Source organism: Bifidobacterium sp. LH_230 (assembly GCF_056357555.1).
In genome coordinates this window covers 17,942-37,108 of record NZ_JBKEWJ010000009.1, presented here as the reverse complement: position 1 = coordinate 37,108, position 19,167 = coordinate 17,942, and the positions used below count along the sequence as shown (strand labels likewise).

Here is a 19,167-nt window from a genome sequence, read left to right as displayed (position 1 = left end):
AAGGAACCCGCCATGACCTCGCAACAGCACCGGGATACCGGTCGCCGCGTTCATCTGCCGATCATGCCGCTGATGGTCGCCATCACGCTTGCCGTCATCATCATCGGCGCGGTGACGACCGTTTCGACCATGCGGCAGCGGGTGCATCTGCATGACGGGACGGTATGGGTCACGTCGTTGAAACGGCATGCGGCGATGCGATTCAACGTGCGGGTCGGCCAGGCCGACGCGATGGTGCCTGTTTCCTCCACGTCGTTCGATGTCGCGCAACACGGCAATGACATGCTGCTGGTCGAGGATGGCGTGGTGTCCAGTGTGGATGCCGCCACGACGCTGCAGTCTTCCACTGTGACCGTTGCAGGTCGGGCGTTGACGGCTACCGCGTCAGGTACCGTGGCCGTGCTTGACCAGGCCAACGGCAATGTGCGCATCGGCGGCGTATCCGATCTGGACGGGGTTGGGTTGTCGTCCGAACCCGACATGGCATTGGGCGACGGCGGCAAGATCGCCATGTCGCATGACGGCGTGGCATACGGGTACCGGCCGTCCGACGGCATGGTGCTGTCGATGGGGCGGAATGGAGTGCTGGTCGAGCATGGGTCGCTCAGCGGCGGGAAGCCATGCCAGGCCGATGATTTCACCGTGATCGGCGAGATTCCGGTCATGGTGGCCGACGGCATCATCCATTGGCCTTCGGGCTTCGCGGATACCGGTATCGAAGGGCCGATGACGTTGCAGTCTCCCGATGTCGACGGGGAGCAGGGAGCATGGGTCGTCGCCGTTCATCGTGAAGGACTGGTTCTGGCACAGCTCAGGCCAAGCAGACAGCAGGTCGTCGCCTTGCCGACGGGCGGCGAGGCGGAGCCGACTCGACCGGTGTCCGCTGCGGGATGCGTGTATGCCGCTTGGAGTCTGCCGGCGCGGAACTACCGTCGTGTCTGTGATCCGGAAGGCGGGGACGGAAGCAATGCGACCGGTGATTTCCACAGTCTGGAAGCGGTGGCATCATCCTCCCATCTGCTGTTTCGTGTCAATCATCGGTTGGTGCTGCTCAATGATGCAGTGCAGGGGACGGTATGGGAACCGCAGGTGTCCGAACAGGCCATCGATGTGCAGTGGGAGGCCCCGCCGCAGCATGAGGCCGACGGCCAAACGGATGGCACGGCGTCCGTCAGCCGCAGGAATGGCGGCGACGACGCGGACTGTTCGTCACGATCCGGTACGGTTCGGGCAGTGGACGACCGCACCACGGTTCGGGCGGGCAGCATCCGTGTCGTTGATGTGTTGCGCAACGATGAGCAGACCGACTGTTCAATCGTAAGAATCGTCTCGGTCACCGCATTGGCCGGCTCAGATGTGGTGACGGCGTCCTCGATCCATAACGACCGATATCTGAGAGTGGATGCGAGCGCCGCCACGGACCGCGATGTGGGCGACGCATTGCGATTGTCCTACAGCATCGACAACGGGCGAGGCCAGGTCTCCTCGGCGACCGTCACGGTGAGCATTGCCGGCGCCGAGGGCAACCATCCTCCGGTACAGATCGGAGTCCCGTTCGAAGTCGCCGTCGAGCAGGGCGGCGTATGGGAAGGCAATATGCTGGGTTTCTTTGATGATCCCGACGGCGATCCGCTGATGCTGATGTCCGCATCCGTTGCGGATGGGGACAATGCGACCGTGTCCGTTCGTCCCGATGGTCGGCTCGAGTTCGCCGCCGCGGCCGGCTCCAACGGTCGTATTCGCGTGGAGGCATCCGTGTCCGATGGACGCGATGTCGGCGTGGGAACGCTGTATGTCACCGTGCATGAGCCGGATACGTTGCCGGCCCAGATCGAACCGATCACGCGTTCCGCGACGCCCAACGTCGTGAGCATGGTCGATCTGGCCGGACACGTGCGCATCGTATCGGCGTATCCGGCGAACATCACCGAGGTTCGGGCGGAACATGATGCGACAACATCCATATCGGATCATGGTCTGGGTTTCTCGTTTATGGCCCCCGTGGCAGGAACCTATTATGTTTCGTTCACGGTGAAGCAGGGTGCGGTGTCTACGGATGGATTGGCTCGCATCGAGGTTCGTTCCCCCGATGCGGATGGGTTGAAACCTCTGATCGTGGATGACACCGCCGTGTTGGACGACCGCGGTACGGCCATTGTCGACCCGTTGGCCAACGACCTGGACCTGTCCGGAGGAGCCTTGGGCCTGGTTCGTGTCTTTGACCGTTCCAAGTCGGGATTGGTCATGGCGGTTTCCGGTTCTCGTGTGTACATCCGTGCGACACGAATCCCGAACATGCCGGTGACCGTCGGCTATGAGGCGATGAGCGACGGCGGCACCGCGCAGGGGCAGATCGTCGTGTATCCGCCGTCAACGCAACGTTCCGGGATACTGTCCGCCGGCGAGATCACGCTGCGTGTCAGGACCGGCGGCATCACGTCGGCCGACATACTCGATCATGTCCGGTATTCGTCCGGCACGACGGTCACGGTGGATCACGAACCGCATTGGGAAACGAATCCGGTCCGCGGATTGCTGTTCATCGCAGGCACCGTCGTCCGTTATCAGGCCGGGGACGAACCGGGACGGTTTGAGGCGTCGTACACGGTACGTGATCTCTCGGGGAACACCGCAACCGGCCGTATCACGATACTGGTGCACCGCAAGGACCCGGAACGCAAGACCAAACCCGCCGCACAGCCGGTGCAGACCCAGGTCACGGCCGGCCATACCGTTCGTATCATGATTCCGTTGTCGGGAATCGATGAGGATGGCGATGACGTCGTGCTGTCCGGATTGGGAAACCTCTCCCCTACGATGGGTCGGATTCTCACGGTCGGAGCGGACTATCTGCTATACGAGGCGTACGCGGATTCCCAAGGCACGGACTCGTTCTCCTATGCGGTCGAGGATTGGACCGGGCAACGGGTGCAGGCAGCGGTTCAGGTCGTCGTGTTGCCGGTGAACTCCGTCGGAAGCATCATGGCTCGGGACGACGAGGTGACTTTGCGCCCCGATACCCGTGCCAGCGTCCAAGTGACCGCAAATGACATCGCACCGGATGGAAGCGATCTGACCGTTCAGGAGCTGATCGATGTTCGTCTGGCGGGGGACGTCGACATCGATCGGGACGGCGTCGCGTTCACTACGCCGAAAGAAGCGTGCACCGCCTATATCGTGTATCGGGTCAGCGATGCAAGCGGCATATCCGGCACGGCCACTTTGACCATTCATGTGGACGATCAGGCTCCGATCGTTCCTCCGACCGTTGCCGACTATCGGGTGCCGCCGTCGGATACGATCGATAAGCGGTCGGTTCAGGTCGATGTCTCACCGTTTATCGCGAATCCTTCCGGTTTGTCGAATGAATTGACCGTGGATGTCGATGCGTCGGCGACCGATCAGGCACGCCGGATCGGAGACGAGGATTCGACCATCATCGAAATCGATCTGTCGCACACGGCCCGGGCCATCGCGTACACCGTGACGAACATGACGCATGGCATATCGTCCACTGCGTTCATCCATGTACCGGCATATGGCGTGTTCCCACCGATGCTCCGACCGAATGCGCCAACGCTCACGGTTCGTTCCGGCGAGACGCTGACGATCAGCATCGCCGACCATGTGCGGGTGGGCGCGGGTAAAACCGCGCATATGGCGGCGAGGGATACGGTGTATGCCACCAAGGCGGCAAACACCGATCTTGTCATCGACGACCAGACCCTGCGATTTGTGGCGCATCCTGACTATTCAGGGCCGGCTTCGATCACGTTCCTGGCCACCGACTCCGATGCGGGTCATACGTCCCGCATCGTCAGCACCGCCGTGCTGACATTGCCGATCACCGTGGTCGGCAATGCCGTCTCTCCTCCGGTGTTCGTATCGCCGGTGATCGAAGTGGCTTCGGGCGAACAGTCGACGATCAGCCTCGCGACGATGATACGGGACGACACGACCGTCACCGATCGATCCGTCGACGGCACGCTGACCGGTACGGGCATGATGAGCGCTGCAGGCAGCGACACTGCGACCACCAAGCGATACACGTTTACGGTTGCGGCATGCGCGTCCGGTTCGGTGAAGGTATCGGCGGACTCATCGGGCATGACGACCATACGGGTTCCCGACGATGGCGTACCCGGTACGACCTGCATCGTGCCAGTCGCCATCGGCTACGCCGGAGGGACCGTCTCCGGCACCGTGACCATCCGCACCGTGGCCTCATCGCGCCCACTGGCACGGGTGAATCACACGCAGATCGTGCTTCACGCCGGAGCCAACACCACAGTGGATCTATTGCGGGATTCCTATAACCCGTTCCCGGATACGCCCTTATCCATCGTCGATTGTTCGGTCGACGCCCCTGCGTCGATCACCGTCACCGAGTGTTCCGGCGCCAGCGCGGTGAGAGTGGCGGCCGCCGGAGACACGGGGCCGGTTGACGGCAGCATACGGGTAAGCGTGCAGGATGCGACGTCGAGAGCCGAACGGCAGGTATCCGCACTGATATCCGTGACGGTGATCGGCCGTCCTTCCCCGCCGGTTATGCTGCCGGTCGACGACCAGCCACGCAATGCGGCGGTATCGCTCGCATGGGCACCGGGCAATGCCAATGGCAGTCCGATCGTCGAATATCAGGTGCAGTGGGAAGACGGCGTGTTGTCCTGCGGTACGGCGACCAGCTGTCAGGTCAATGATCTGGCGAACGGCCGACGGTATTCGTTTACGGTCAGGGCGCGTAACGCGGTCGGCTGGTCCGATATGTCGGCAGCGGTCATCGGATTCCCGGATGCGGTGCCCACTGCGCCGGAAGACATTACGGTGGACGCGGGATACCGTACGGTATCGGTACGGTGGAACCGGCCGAACTATGTCGGCAGTCCCCCGGACCGATATGTCGTGACCCTGTCGGATTCCGCCGGGCGCACACATGGCACGCAGTCCAGCACGTCGACCGACAGCACGTTCGGCATACCTCACGATGCGATACGTGACGGAATCACGTTTACGGCGACGGTCAAAGCGCATAATCGTGCGGGAACCGGTCCCGGAGGCACATCGTCCGGCACGGCGCGCCCCTGGTCCGACCCCGATGCGCCGTCGGTGACATCACAGCAGCAGGACGATACGATCACCCTCAATATTGTGTTGGGAGACATGCGCAACGCCGGATGCTCACGTATGACGATAACCGGATATGAATCCCGGACGTTGGCATGCGACGAGACGACCGCATCGTTCGTGTTGCACGGCACCGGCGAGGATATGGACCGGCATCCGACGAATCCCGATGAAGAAGACCCCGGCAACGGCGAGGAGGGACCCGCGGACGAGCCTGACGCCGATACCGGCGACGACAGCGGCACTGGCGGCGAGACCCCGGATGGAGGGCATGATATGCCAGGCGACACCATGTCGTTCACCGTGACCGTGCATCCCATACAACAGCCGGCAAGCACGGCAGCGCACACCATCTCGATCGCACCGGTCTCTTCCGTCGCCGCGTCATGGCCCGAACGACGATCCTCGATTTCAGTTCCGTTCGTCATAGTCCCCGCATCGACGCGGTCCACAGACGTCACCGCACGTTTCGCGCGAAAGGAGCACTCATGCGTGATCTCATGACCATGGTTCCCTCCGTCTCTTCTCTCCGGCGCGACGATTCCGGTGGCGACCCCGATTACGATGACGCCACTTGGCTTGCGCAGGATGCGACACAAGTACGTTCCGATGCCATACGCGCATCGCAGCCGCCCACCCGGCACGCGCCGCCGATACGACAGCGCGCCACGCCGGAATCTTCAGCCGCATTGCCACGAGATATTGCGCAATCAGCACCGAGCCAGCATGCCCGCGTCACGGCATCCGCCTCGTCCGAACATGCCGAACCAGGCGATGCCGTACACCAGCTGCAACAGGGATTCAACGAGCTGGTCGGCAGCATCGGACAGGTCGTCGTGGGCAAGCCGATGCCGATTCGACTGTGCGTCACCGCTCTGCTGGCCGGCGGTCACGTATTGGTGGAGGACGAGCCAGGCACCGGAAAGACGCAGTTGGCGAAGGGATTGGCCCGATCGGTCGCCGCATCGTACAACCGCATACAATTCACCGCCGATCTGCTGCCGTCGGACATCGTGGGCGTGACCGTGTACGACCGCAAACAAGCGACGTTCGTATTCCGTCCCGGCCCGGTGTTCGCCTCCATTCTTCTGGCCGACGAGATCAATCGGGCGTCCCCGAAGACCCAGTCGGCGCTTTTGGAAGTCATGGAAGAGCATCAGGTCACCGTGGACGGGCAGATGCATGTGGTTCCCGAACCGTTCATGGTGATCGCCACGCAGAATCCGATCGACCAGCCTGGCACCTACCGGCTTCCGGACGCGCAATTGGACCGGTTCATGATCAAGACGTCGATTCGTCATCCCGGTCATGAGGCGAGTCTGAATATTGCCCGGCATGTGGATATGCAGGATCGTTCGTCATCCGTCACGCCGGTAGCGGACGCAAACCGAATCATGGCGTTGCGTGCTCTGGCTCGTGACATTCATGTGGCGGACGACCTGCTTGACTATATCGTCCGTATCATCGAGGAGCTGCGACGCTCCGACATGGTGGCTTCCGGCCCTTCGACCCGCGGCATGCTTGCCTTGGTCCGCTGCACTCGGATCTGGGCTGCGGCTGACGGACGCGGCTACGTGATTCCCGATGATGTCAAGGCTCTGGCGTCCGCCGTGCTGGCGCATCGCCTGACGTTGCGCGCCGATGCGCTGATGACCGGGCATACCGGCGAATCCGTCGTGCTGCACGCGTTGGATACCGTGCCCGTACCGTCTTCGGATGCATAGGGAGGTGCATGATGACGTCTTCGCTGTCGGTGAGCGTGCCGCGATCATATGCCGCATTGCGTTCGGGATTGCTCGGATTGCCGAGGCTGTCCGCATCGGGATGGTTCGCGGCGTTGCTGGGTATAAGCTGCATGATGCTTTGGCTGCCCACCCAGTGGAGCGAGTTTCTGGCGATCGCCATCATGTTGGAATCCGTGACGTTGCTGTCGATGGTCTCGTCGGCCGTACATCATCGGCTACGGATCGGCATCGGCATGCCGGCACACGCCGTGACGGCGGGCGACGATATCGCCATACCGGTTACCGTGACGAACAATGCCCGCCGCCGCAGTTTGCACCGGTATGGTCTGATGCCGGTGTCCGATGGGTCAACGGTACAGGACAGGACGCTTGATGTACCCGCAATGCAGCCGCGCGAATCGGTCTCCATCGATGTGAAATTCGCCGCATTGTCACGTTCCGTGCTGACCATCGGCCCGGTACGCATGCAGTCGCACGACCCATTCGGCTTCGTGCAACGGCAAACGGAACTCTCGAATACGATACGCGTCCACGTACACCCGCTTACGATCCCGCTCTCCTTGCCTCGCATCGGATTCATGCATGATCCGGAAGGCGAATGCACCGGACATACGGCCAATATCGGCATGGATTTCCAATCGCTGCGGCCATACCGTCCCGGGGATGATCCAAGAACCGTCCATTGGTCCAGTTCCGCCAAAACCGGTTCCCTGATGGTACGGCAGTATGCGGCCGTTCGGCGTACGGATACCGCGTTGGCGTTGAGCACCGATCCTGATGATTATGCCGATCAGAACGAGTTTGAGCTCGCCATATCCATGTATGCGTCGATCGGCGTGACCTGTCTTGCACGGCAACGGTCATTGACCGTATCGGTCGGGGGCCGCATCGTGACCGCATCGCATGCGGCATCATTTCTTGACGAGTGCAGCGAGATCGTTCTGACGGAGCAACCGCAGCCGACGACGATCGATCAGACTGTCGAACACTGTTCGGCGGACGACTACGCCGCCTCCGCCTCGTCTGCCGATACGATGGCTCAGGCGTCCTGCCAGTTTCTGGTCGTCGGGTCGAAGGCGTCGTTTCAACGGATCACCGCATTGCTGCCGGAACGGTCCTCTTCCCCGTACCGCATGGTGATCCGCGCATGTGCGGAAGAGGCCGGCACGGTGATCCCGTTGCCATCATGCACCATGATCGTTGCCGGCTCGCTGCAGGATCTCAATACGGCATTGGCGGTGGTCCCATGACGGTTCCGCAACACATCGTCCTATCTCAAGCGTTCCGGATACGCCAACTGCCAGCGGATTGGCGTGCTGTTCTCCATGCAACGGCGCTGGCCTGCACGTTGACGCTGTTGGCCGTAGCGAACCTGATTGACGTATATGGACCAGTATCAATATGGGCGTGCGCCGCATTGCCGGCCACGGCAATCGGAGCGGTTTTCGCGGCGGCGTGCAGCGGAGCGTGCTCGCTCGGCAATTGCGGTGATGAGCCGTCACATGCAGATGGGGCTGACGACGCCCATAGTGCAGTTTCCGCTCGGCGGCGTCTGCCCGGGAATGTGCGGCGGCGTGGACGGCAGTATGCGCGAAAACCGGTCCGATGGATACCGGACGTGCACGCACATGACGCCCGCGTATGGGTCATCATGGCATCGGTGGCCGTGATTCAAGCCGTGCTGGGGCCTGTTCTGACGATCGGCGTCATCCCCATGTTGGAGGCAGACGGTTCGACGTATGTCATACCGTCCGTCGCAGAGATCCTGCGGCAAGGATGGAAAGCCATATTCGGCTCGTTCTCCTATCTGATAGCCGTCGAACCGCCGATAGGATACGGCAATGGCGGGCTCATGGCTCTATGGACGATCTGTCTGTGGTCGGCGCTGTTGCTGGGATGGAACCTGCGGTCCTGTATGGCACCGGATGCGGCTCATCGATCGAAGCGGCGACGATGCCGAAGACCTAGGTTACCGGGGCATATCCGATGTGCAGCCGTGACGGTTGCCGTATTCGCCTTATGCGCGGTATTGGGGACGTCGGAGGGGTTTCATCGCACTGCGACGGGGATCGGCGTAGCAGCGCTGCTGGTCCTGCATGTCGCTCCCCTCGATATCGTCCATACACGGGTCAGAACCTCGGCAACAACGCGTGTGCCGGCAAGCAGCGACGGTACAGCGCAGACCACTGTCAGGCAATCATTATTGGCGCATCCGCAAGCAGCCGGATTGTCGATTCGAGCCATCGTCATGCTGCTCATCGCCGGCCTGTGCGCAAGTATGGGGTGCCGTTACGTCTCGGATGGCCGTATGACCGCTCGCGACCATTACGATCCACCGGTCAGCGTGCGTGATTACGCCAGTCCGCTCAGCGGCATGCGGTCGTATCTCCACCGGTTCCGCGACGATGTCGTGCTGACCGTGGCGGGCTTGCCCGATCATACGCCAATCAGATTGGCGGTCATGGAAACATTCGACGGCAATGTCTGGAATCTGGCCGACGCCCAACGTGATGCCGGGCGCGACGAATATCGACGGCTAAGGCACGGGGCGGCACCGGCGATCTTCGCATCGAGCGGAGGCGACAACGGTAATGAACAGCAAGACGACAACGACGGCGAAACAGCATTCACCGCAACGTTCACGATCGGCGCGAATTTCGGCGATATCTGGCTACCGACCGCCGGCAAGACGGCAGCCGTCACGATTGATCCGTCTTCCGTTCAAGCTGACGGCGACAATGCCGTCTTCTACAACGCCGATACCGATGCAGCCTTGTTGCCCCAAGGAGTCCGGCAGGGACTCACCTATACGCTGAGCGGTGTTGTGACGGCAATGCCAGACGAATCCGCTATCTGTGATGCCGCGGCGACGGATACCATGATGCCCGCCGCGGATGCCGTGCCTGAATCATTGCAACGGTTGGCCACGGCCGCGGCATCCCCGCATCACGCCAATGGCTGCGCAGCTCAACGACTGGCCGTTATGCTCCATGAGCATGGCTGGTTCTCCCATGGTGGCGACGGCGAGTATCCGTCACCGCCGGGGCACGGCAGCGGCCGGCTCGACGACATGATGTCGGGCGACCATATGGTCGGAGACGATGAGCAGTATGCGTCCGCGATGGCGCTCATGGCCCGTCATGTGGGGTTGCCGTCCCGAGTGGTGTTGGGATTCCTTCACGACACCGACGATGAGACGCCGAGCAACGTCCGCAGAAAGGAAGCAATGGGCATGAGCGGTACTCAGGACCGCCAGCATGCCGAGCGTGACGGACCGACGCTATTCACCGGCAATGATATCGCCGCGTGGGTGGAGATCGAATTGCAAGGATGGGGATGGGTGATGTTCCGGCCCACGCCGGATGAATCCCGCACGATGGAGCATGGTGCTGCGGCAAGTGCGAATACCGAACCGACCATACGTCAGCCATCGATACCGCTGATCGATCCGCCGCGCGACGAGTCCGCTCCACGTGGGCGGTCGACGATAGGCGGGCAAGAGGCCGAGCCGGAAAAGCCGCCTTCGCAATGGGACCGATTCGCCCGCATGATCATGATGATCCTGAAATACGGCAGTCCGTTCTGGATGCTGATGGTTGTGGCATTGATCCTGCGAACGCTCAAGATAGTGGTATTCGCATTGGCCCGCTGCCGTGGTTCTCCTCGGCAACGAGTGCGGACCGGCTGGTCTGCGGTGTTGGTTCATGCGGCGCAGTGCGGTCTGCTGTCGTCTTTACGAATGGATTCTCATACGCGAACCGAAACGGTCCAAGCCATTATGGACCGATGCCGAATTCGATACGAGCAACCAGCCAAGCGGAAAGCCGCCCGGCGTCTTCCGCGACTCGGCGTATTGCCGATACGTCGCGAAGCCGAGGAAATTCCGCGGCGGAGCATGAACACGGCAGTCGCCGGTGGGGTCACGGGCGCGAGCGACGACACGAGCATTGTCGAAGGCATCAGCGCCTTGAACGACATTCTGTGGTCACTGGCTCGGAGAGCCGACCGTACGTTGTTTTCCGCGGATATGGCCGACGTTGCCGATGCGAAGGCATATTGGGCATCCGTGCAGGAGGCCAGGAGACGAATGTTGTTGCATTGCCCACGGCCCCGCCGTTGGTGGGCGCAGTTGTCGTTGCGCGGCATGCTGGGATTGGCGTGGTGAGTTAGGCTCGCAATCCAGCCGGTACCGGAGTGGCTTCCTTCCCCCGCATGGAGGAAGGAAGCCACTCCGGTACCGGACAATCGGCTCCGTCGGATCAGCGGCCGGCCGATCTGCCGAACGGCCGGCCAGCTATCAGGCCTCTGTCAGACGCGGTTCGAGATCACTCGAAGTCGCCCTGACCGCCCTGATCGTCGATGTAGTCGTCCGGGTTGAAGTCGTCGCCGAGCTTGAGATCGCCGAAGTCGATGTTGGCGAAGTCCACATCGGACAGGTCCGCATCGGAGAAGTCGGTGTCCGTGTCAGTGCCATTGCTCAAACCGAAGTTCGGGTAGATGGTGTCGCGGATCGCCTTGTCCGGCTCGACCACGGCGTTGCGGTAGCGGGCGAGGCCCGTACCGGCCGGGATGAGCTTACCGATGATGACGTTCTCCTTGAGGCCCTTGAGGTCGTCGACCTTCTGGCTCAGGGCGGCTTCGGTAAGGACGCGAGTCGTCTCCTGGAAGGAGGCGGCGGACAGCCACGAGTCGGTGGCCAGCGAGGCCTTGGTGATGCCCATGAGCTCCGGGCGTCCCGCGGCCGGCTTGCCGCCGTTCTTCACGGCTTCCTTGTTCGCTTCCTTGAAGCGCGCCTGATCGACCAGCTCGCCCGGCAGCAGCGAAGTGTCGCCGGAATCGATGACGGTGATACGACGCAGCATCTGGCGCACGATGACCTCGATGTGCTTGTCGTGGATGTCGACGCCCTGCGAGCGGTACACGGTGTGCACTTCCTCGACGATGTTCACCTGAGCGGCGCGAGGTCCGAGGATGCGAAGGATCTTCTTCGGGTCCACGGAGCCTTCGGTCAGCTGGGTGCCGGCCTCGACGTGCTGGCCGTCCTTGACGAGGAGCGGCGCGCGACGGGTCACGGTGTAGACGATCGGCTCAACGGTCTGGTCGTCCGGGGTCAGCGTCATCTGGTAGACGTGGTCGGCTTCCACATCGGTCTTGATCACACCCGGGAACTCGGCGATCGGCGCCTCGCCCTTCGGGGTACGGGCCTCGAAAAGCTCGGTGACACGAGGAAGACCCTGGGTGATATCGGAAGCCGCCGCAACACCGCCAGAGTGGAAGGAACGCAGCGTCAGCTGGGTACCAGGCTCACCGATGGACTGGGCCGCGACGATGCCGACGGCCTCGCCGACGTCCACCAGCTTGTTGGTGGCCAGCGACCAGCCGTAGCACTTCGCGCACACGCCGCGCTTGGACTCGCAGGTCAGCACGGAACGGGCCTTGACCTCTTCGACGCCGTGCGCCACGAGGTCCTTGAGCACGTCCATGCTCAGCGCGTCGCCGCGCTTATACAGCACGGTCGTGCCGTCGGACGGGTCCACCACGTCGGCGGCGAGCAGACGGGAGTACGGACCGCCGTCGGCGGCCTTGACGAGGTGCAGCGTGCCGTCGGCGTCGCGTTCGCCGACCTGCATCGGCAGGCCCTTCATGGTGCCGCAGTCCTCTTCACGCACGATCACGTCCTGCGAGACGTCGACCAGACGACGGGTCAGGTAGCCAGACTCGGCGGTACGCAGTGCGGTATCGGCCAGGCCCTTACGCGCGCCGTGCTCGGAGATGAAGTACTCCAGGACGGACAGACCCTGACGGTAGTTCGACTCGACCGGTCGCGGAATGACCTCGCCCTTCGGGTTGTTCACGAGGCCTCGGATGCCCGCGATCTGGTTGATCTGGGTCATGTTGCCTCGTGCACCGGACTGGACGATGATGGCCAGGTTGTTGCGCGGGTCGAAGTGCTTGACGACCGCGTCCGACACCTTTTCGGTGCACTTGGTCCACTCGTCGATGATCGCCTGACGACGCTCCTCCTCCGTGAAGAAGCCGAGGTCGTACTGCTGGTTGATCTTGTTGACCTGTGCCTCGGATTCGGCGACGAGGGCCTCGCGCTCCGGCGGCTCGGTGACGTCGGAGAACGCGAAGGTCACGCCGGACCACGGTGCGCGGGTGAAGCCGAGATCCTTGAGCGCGTCCAGCGTGACGGCCACCTGGGCGGTCGAGTAGCGGGTCGCGATGTCGTCGACGATACGGGACAGGACCTTCTTCGGGGCCTGCTCGTTGACGAACGGGTAGTCGGTCGGCAGCGTCTCGTTGAACAGCAGTCGGCCCATCGACGTGGCGAACAGCACGGTGCCGTCGGAGAAGCGCTCCTCGCGCACCACGGCCGGGCTGCCCGGTTCCGGATCGACGACCTCGACCTCGCTCGGCTCCCAGTTGGTCGGCAGGACGAAGTCCTTCGGCAGACGCACGAGCACCTTGGCCTGCATGTCGATCTCGTGCAGGTCGAGCGCCATCTGCATCTCGGCGATGGACGAGAACACGCGGCCCTGGCCCTTCGCGCCGTCAAGCACGGTGGACAGCCAGTACAGGCCGAGGATCATATCCTGGGACGGCATGGTCACGGTATGGCCGTCGGCCGGCTTGAGGATGTTGTCGGACGCGAGCATGAGCGAACGGGCCTCGGCCTGCGCCTCCGCGCTCAGCGGAAGGTGCACGGCCATCTGGTCGCCGTCGAAGTCGGCGTTGAACGCGGCGCAGGCGAGCGGCGGCAGGTGGATGGCCTTGCCTTCGACCAGGATCGGCTCGAACGCCTGGATGCCCAGACGGTGCAGCGTAGGCGCACGGTTGAGGAGCACCGGATGCTCGGAGATGACCTCTTCGAGCACGCCCCACACCTCGGTGTCGCCACGGTCGACCATGCGCTTGGCGCTCTTCATGTTCTGCGCGTAGTTCATGTCCACGAGACGCTTGATGACGAACGGCTTGAACAGCTCGAGCGCCATCGGCTTCGGCAGACCGCACTGGTGCATGCGCAGCGACGGGCCGATGACGATCACGGAACGGCCCGAATAGTCGACGCGCTTGCCGAGCAGGTTCTGACGGAAACGACCCTGCTTGCCCTTGAGCATGTCGGACAGGGACTTGAGCGGACGGTTGGACGCGCCGGTGACCGGGCGGCCGCGGCGTCCGTTGTCGAACAGCGAGTCGACGGCCTCCTGCAGCATGCGCTTCTCGTTGTTGAGCATGATCTCGGGGGCGCCGAGCTCGATCAGTCGCTTCAGACGATTGTTGCGGTTGATCACGCGACGGTACAGGTCGTTGAGATCGGAGGTCGCGAAACGGCCGCCGTCGAGCTGGACCATCGGGCGCAGATCCGGCGGGATGACCGGGATCACGTCGAGCACCATGGCCTCGGGCTTGTTCTTGGTGGTCAGGAAGGCGTTGACGACCTTCAGACGCTTCAGGGCGCGGGCCTTGCGCTGGCCGGTGCCGGTCTCGATCTCCTCGCGCAGCTGCTTGGACGCGGCCTCGAGGTCGAAGTCCTGCAGACGCTTCTTGATGGCCTCGGCGCCCATGCAGCCTTCGAAGTAGTCGCCGTAGCGATCCTCCATCTCACGCCACAGGTCCACGTCGCCTTCCATGTCGCCGGCCTTCAGGTTCTTGAAGCGGTCGAACACGGCGTTCAGACGCTGGATCTGGTCGTCGTAGCGCTGGCGGATGGCCGCCATGTCGCGCTCGGCACCGTTGCGCAGCTTCGCCTTGTTGGCGCCGGTGGCTTCGCCGGCGTCCTCGAGCTCGTGCAGATCGGCCTCGACCTTCTTGGCGCGCTCCTCGATCTCGTTGTCGCGACGCTTGGCGAGGTGGCTGATCTCGGTGTCGAACTCGTCCTGCAGGTCGGGCAGGTCCTGGTGACGCTGCTCCTCGTCGACCTTGGTGACCATGTATGCGGCGAAGTAGATAACCTTCTCGAGGTCCTTCGGCGCGATGTCGAGCAGGTAGCCCAGTCGGGACGGCACACCCTTGAAGAACCAGATGTGCGTCACCGGGGCGGCCAGCTCGATGTGGCCCATGCGCTCGCGGCGCACACGGGACTTGGTGACCTCCACGCCGCATCGCTCGCACACGATGCCCTTGAAGCGCACGCGCTTGTACTTGCCGCAGGCGCACTCCCAGTCGCGGGTCGGGCCGAAGATCTGCTCGCCGAACAGACCGTCCTTCTCCGGCTTCAAGGTACGGTAGTTGATGGTTTCGGGCTTCTTGACCTCGCCGTGGCTCCAGCCGCGAATGTCGTCGGCGGTGGCCAGGCCGATACGAAGCTTGTCAAATGCGTTGACGTCCAGCACTCTATTGTCCTGTCTGTAAATCTGTCGATTTGCTTATCGATACGTTTATCGTTGCGTGGTTCGCGCTGATTCGTACGGAATCATGCGGATTCACGCGGTAGGCGCGGGATGGCTGCCGGCCAGGACCGCCGGCCGATCGGACGGACACCCGAAACGGATGCCCGATCGATCGGCCGAAATGGCAGGTCCGGTAGGCGGCCATATGGATCACTGGTATTCCGGCTCTTCGGCCTTCTGGTCTTCCTTCGCGGCCGCGTCAGGACGCGCGCCGATGTTGAAGCCCAGATCGTCGCTGGCGGAGGCCGGGTCGTCGTCCTCGTCCTTCATGTCGATGGCCACGCCCTCGGCGTTCAGGACCTCGACGTTCAGCGACAGGGACTGCATTTCCTTGAGCAGCACCTTGAACGACTCGGGGATGCCCGCCGGCGGCAGGTTATCGCCCTTGACGATCGCGCCGTAGACGCGAACGCGGCCGTCCACGTCATCGGACTTGGTGGTCATCATCTCGTGCAGCGTGTAGGCGGCGCCGTAGGCCTCGAGGGCCCACACCTCCATCTCGCCGAAGCGCTGGCCGCCGAACTGGGCCTTGCCGCCCAGCGGCTGCTGCGTGATCATCGAGTACGGACCGGTGGAACGCGCGTGGATCTTGTCGTCGACCAGGTGGTGGAGCTTGAGCATGTACATGTAGCCCACGGAGATCGGCTTGCCGAAACGCTCGCCGGTACGGCCGTCGAACAGCCACGCCTTGCCGTCCTCGCCGACCATCTGGTCGCCGTCGCGGTTCGGCAGCGTCGACTTCATGAGGCCCTTGATGACCTCCGGCTTGACGCCGTCGAACACCGGGGTAGCGATCGGCGTGCACGGATCGCCCTTCTCGGCGCCGGCCGGCACGTACTTCTTCCACTCGGCCTCGAGATCCGGGTCAAGCGAGATGTCCCAGCCGGAGTGCGCGATCCAGCCGAGGTGCAGCTCAAGCACCTGGCCGAGGTTCATTCGAGACGGCACGCCCAGCGGGTTGAGCATGATGTCGACCGGAGTACCGTCCGCGAGGAACGGCATGTCCTCTTCCGGCAGGATGCGCGAGATGCAGCCCTTGTTGCCGTGACGGCCGGACATCTTGTCGCCGACAGTGATCTTGCGGTGCTGCGCGATGTACACGCGGATCATCTGGTTGACGCCGTTCGGCAGCTCGTCGCCGTCCTCCTCGGCATCCTTGCGGGTGATCTCCTTGACCGCGATCACGGTACCGGTCTCGCCGTGCGGCACGCGCAGCGAGGTGTCACGCACCTCACGGGACTTCTCGCCAAAGATGGCGCGCAGCAGGCGCTCCTCCGGGGTCAGCTCGGTCTCGCCCTTCGGCGTGACCTTGCCGACGAGGATGTCGCCGGCCTCGACCTCGGCACCGATGCGGATGATGCCGCGCTCGTCGAGGTTCGCCACCGCGTCCTCGCCCACGTTCGGCAGGTCGCGGGTGATCTCCTCGGCACCCAGCTTGGTCTCGCGGGCGTCGATCTCGTACTCCTCGATGTGGATGGAGGAGAGCGTGTCGTCCTGCACGAGGCGCTGCGAGATGATCACGGCGTCCTCGTAGTTGTAGCCGTTCCACGGCATGAACGCGACCAGCAGGTTCTTGCCGAGCGCGATCTCGCCCTTCTCGATCGCCGGGCCGTCGGCCAGGACGGTGCCGGCCTCGACGCGCTCGCCGCTCTTGATGATCGGACGCTGGTTGTAGCAGGTGGTCTGGTTGGAACGCTGGAACTTGGCCAGCTTGTAGCTGGACTGCGTGCCGTCGTCGTTCATCACGCGGATCAGGTCGGCGGACACGTAGGTCACGACGCCCGGCTTGTCGGCGATGATCACGTCGCCGGAATCGTACGCGACGCGCCATTCCGAACCGGTGCCCACGAGCGGGCGCTCGGACTCGACCAGCGGGACGGCCTGACGCTGCATGTTGGTACCCATCAGCGCTCGGTGGCCCTCGTCGTGCTCGAGGAACGGGATCAGCGAGGCACCGATCGAGACCATCTGGCGCGGCGAGACGTCCATGTAGTCGACGGAGCTCACCGGAACGTCGACCGCCTCTTCCTCGTCGGCTCGGGCGAGGGCCATGTTGGTAGCGAACTTGCCGTTCTTGTCGAGCTTCTGGTTGACCTGCGCGATCACGTGATCGTTTTCCTGATCGGCGGTCATGTACTCGACCTCGTTGGTCACCTGGCCGTCGACGACCTTGCGGTACGGGGTCTCGATGAAGCCGAACGGGTTGACGCGGCCAAAGGTCGCCAGCGAGCCGATCAGACCGATGTTCGGGCCTTCAGGAGACTCGATCGGGCACATACGGCCGAAGTGAGACGGGTGCACGTCTCGCACTTCCATGGACGCGCGGTCGCGCGACAGACCACCGGGGCCGAGGGCCGACAGACGGCGCTTGTTGGTCACGCCGGCCAGCGGGTTGTTCTGATCCATGAACTGCGACAGCTGGGAGGTTCCGAAGAACTCCTTGATGGTCGCGTTCACGGGGCGGATGTTGATCAGCGACTGCGGGGTGATCGCCTCGGCGTCCTGCGTGGTCATGCGCTCGCGCACGACGCGCTCCATACGGGACAGGCCGGTGCGCAGCTGGTTCTGGATCAGCTCGCCGACCTGACGGATGCGGCGGTTGCCGAAGTGGTCGATATCGTCGGTCTCGACGCGCAGGTCGACGTCCTGGCCCTTGCGCTTGCCCGGGAAGGTCGCCTCGCCGGCGTGCAGCGTCACCAGGTACTTGATGGTGGCGATGATGTCCTCGCGCTTGAGCGAACGATCGTTGATCTCGTGCTCGAGTCCGAGCTTGCGGTCGATCTTGTAACGGCCGACGCGGGCCAGATCGTAGCGCTTGGTGTTGAAGTAGAAGGAGTCGAGCAGGTTGCGACCGGCCTCCGGCGTGGCGGTGTCGGACGGGCGGATCTTGCGGTAGAGATCGGTCAGGGCCTCGTCCTGCGTGTCGACGGTCTCCTTGTCGAGCGCGTCGAGGACCAGCGGGTAGCCTTCGAACGCGTCGCGGATCTCCTGCTTGGTCATGCCGATGGCCATGAGGAAGACGATCGCGGACTGCTTGCGCTTGCGGTCGACGCGCACGCCGAGCACGTCGCGCTTGTCGATCTCGAACTCGAGCCACGCGCCGCGCGACGGGATGATCTTCGCGCCGAAGACGTCCTTGCCGGACGCACGGTCGGTGGAGCGGTCGAAGTAGACGCCCGGGGAGCGCACGAGCTGGGAGACGATGACTCGCTCGGTGCCGCCGATGATGAAGGTGCCGTGCGGGGTCTGCAGCGGGAAATCGCCCATGAAGACGGTCTGGGACTTGATCTCGCCGGTGTCGCCGTTCTCGAATTCGGCGTTCACGTACAGCGGCGCGGAGTAGGTGTAGTCCTTCTCCTTGCACTCCTGCACGGTGTGGCGCGGCTCCTCGAAGTACGGGTCCGAGAAGGTCAGGCTCATGGTCTGGGCGAAGTTCTCGATCGGGGAGATCTCGTTGAAGACCTCGTCGAGGCCGGACATGTGCGGCACGGTGTTGGTGCCGTTCTTCTCGTCCTCTTCAACGCGCTTCTTCCAGCGGTCGGAGCCGATCAGCCAGTCGAAGCTGTCGGTCTGCACGCCCAGCAGGTAGGGCACATCAATGGGCTCGCGGATGGAGCCGAAGTTCACACGGTCCGACGCCTTGTGCACGTCAATGTCGTGCTGGTCGGCGCGTGCGATCATGGTGGTGGTATTCGTCGTAGACTCAGTAGCCAATGGACGTTCCTTATCGCTCGCTTGTTCGTTCGATACTCGGTATGTGTTCCCCGACAAGCGCCGCTCAGGCCGCCATATGCCTGAAACTGCGGGCGCTCCGTCTTTGTCAGCATGCCCGCAATATGACATGCATATACGCAAATTTCAGAGTATAGCACAGGCATCGCAATCGCACAACACTCCTGCGTGTT

The 19,167-nt window shown here is 63.1% G+C and carries 6 protein-coding genes; 4 read left to right on the top strand and 2 right to left on the bottom strand.

Features of this window, described 5'->3' with window-relative positions:
- The first annotated feature begins 12 nt into the window (after positions 1–12).
- The 4 genes from AC1A0G_RS05810 to AC1A0G_RS05795 all read left to right on the top strand — a co-directional run bounded on the left by AC1A0G_RS05810 (position 13) and on the right by AC1A0G_RS05795 (position 11,034).
- A complete protein-coding gene (locus tag AC1A0G_RS05810; RefSeq protein ID WP_476528258.1) occupies positions 13–5,628 on the top strand; it encodes an Ig-like domain-containing protein in 5,616 nt (1,871 codons plus the stop codon).
- A complete protein-coding gene (locus AC1A0G_RS05805) occupies positions 5,613–6,848 on the top strand; it encodes an AAA family ATPase (protein WP_476528256.1) in 1,236 nt (411 codons plus the stop codon). Before AC1A0G_RS05810 ends, AC1A0G_RS05805 begins: the two co-directional genes overlap by 16 nt.
- Before the next feature lie 8 nt (positions 6,849–6,856).
- Positions 6,857–8,119 carry a DUF58 domain-containing protein gene (locus tag AC1A0G_RS05800; protein WP_476528255.1) on the top strand — a complete coding sequence of 421 codons (1,263 nt, stop codon included), beginning with the start codon at positions 6,857–6,859 and terminating at the stop codon, positions 8,117–8,119.
- 401 nt (positions 8,120–8,520) lie between these two features.
- A complete protein-coding gene (locus AC1A0G_RS05795; protein ID WP_476528253.1) occupies positions 8,521–11,034 on the top strand; it encodes a transglutaminase-like domain-containing protein in 2,514 nt (837 codons plus the stop codon).
- A 160-nt stretch (positions 11,035–11,194) separates the two neighbouring features.
- Here the strand turns inward: AC1A0G_RS05795 and AC1A0G_RS05790 are convergent, their stop codons facing one another.
- Positions 11,195–15,205: a DNA-directed RNA polymerase subunit beta' gene (locus AC1A0G_RS05790; RefSeq protein WP_476528251.1), complete on the bottom strand. Its 4,011-nt coding sequence runs from the start codon at positions 15,203–15,205 to the stop codon at positions 11,195–11,197.
- Positions 15,206–15,412: 207 nt separating this feature from the next.
- Complete coding sequence (rpoB, locus tag AC1A0G_RS05785; protein ID WP_476528327.1) at positions 15,413–18,943, bottom strand: DNA-directed RNA polymerase subunit beta; 3,531 nt, start codon at positions 18,941–18,943, stop codon at positions 15,413–15,415.
- Positions 18,944–19,167 lie beyond the last annotated feature (224 nt).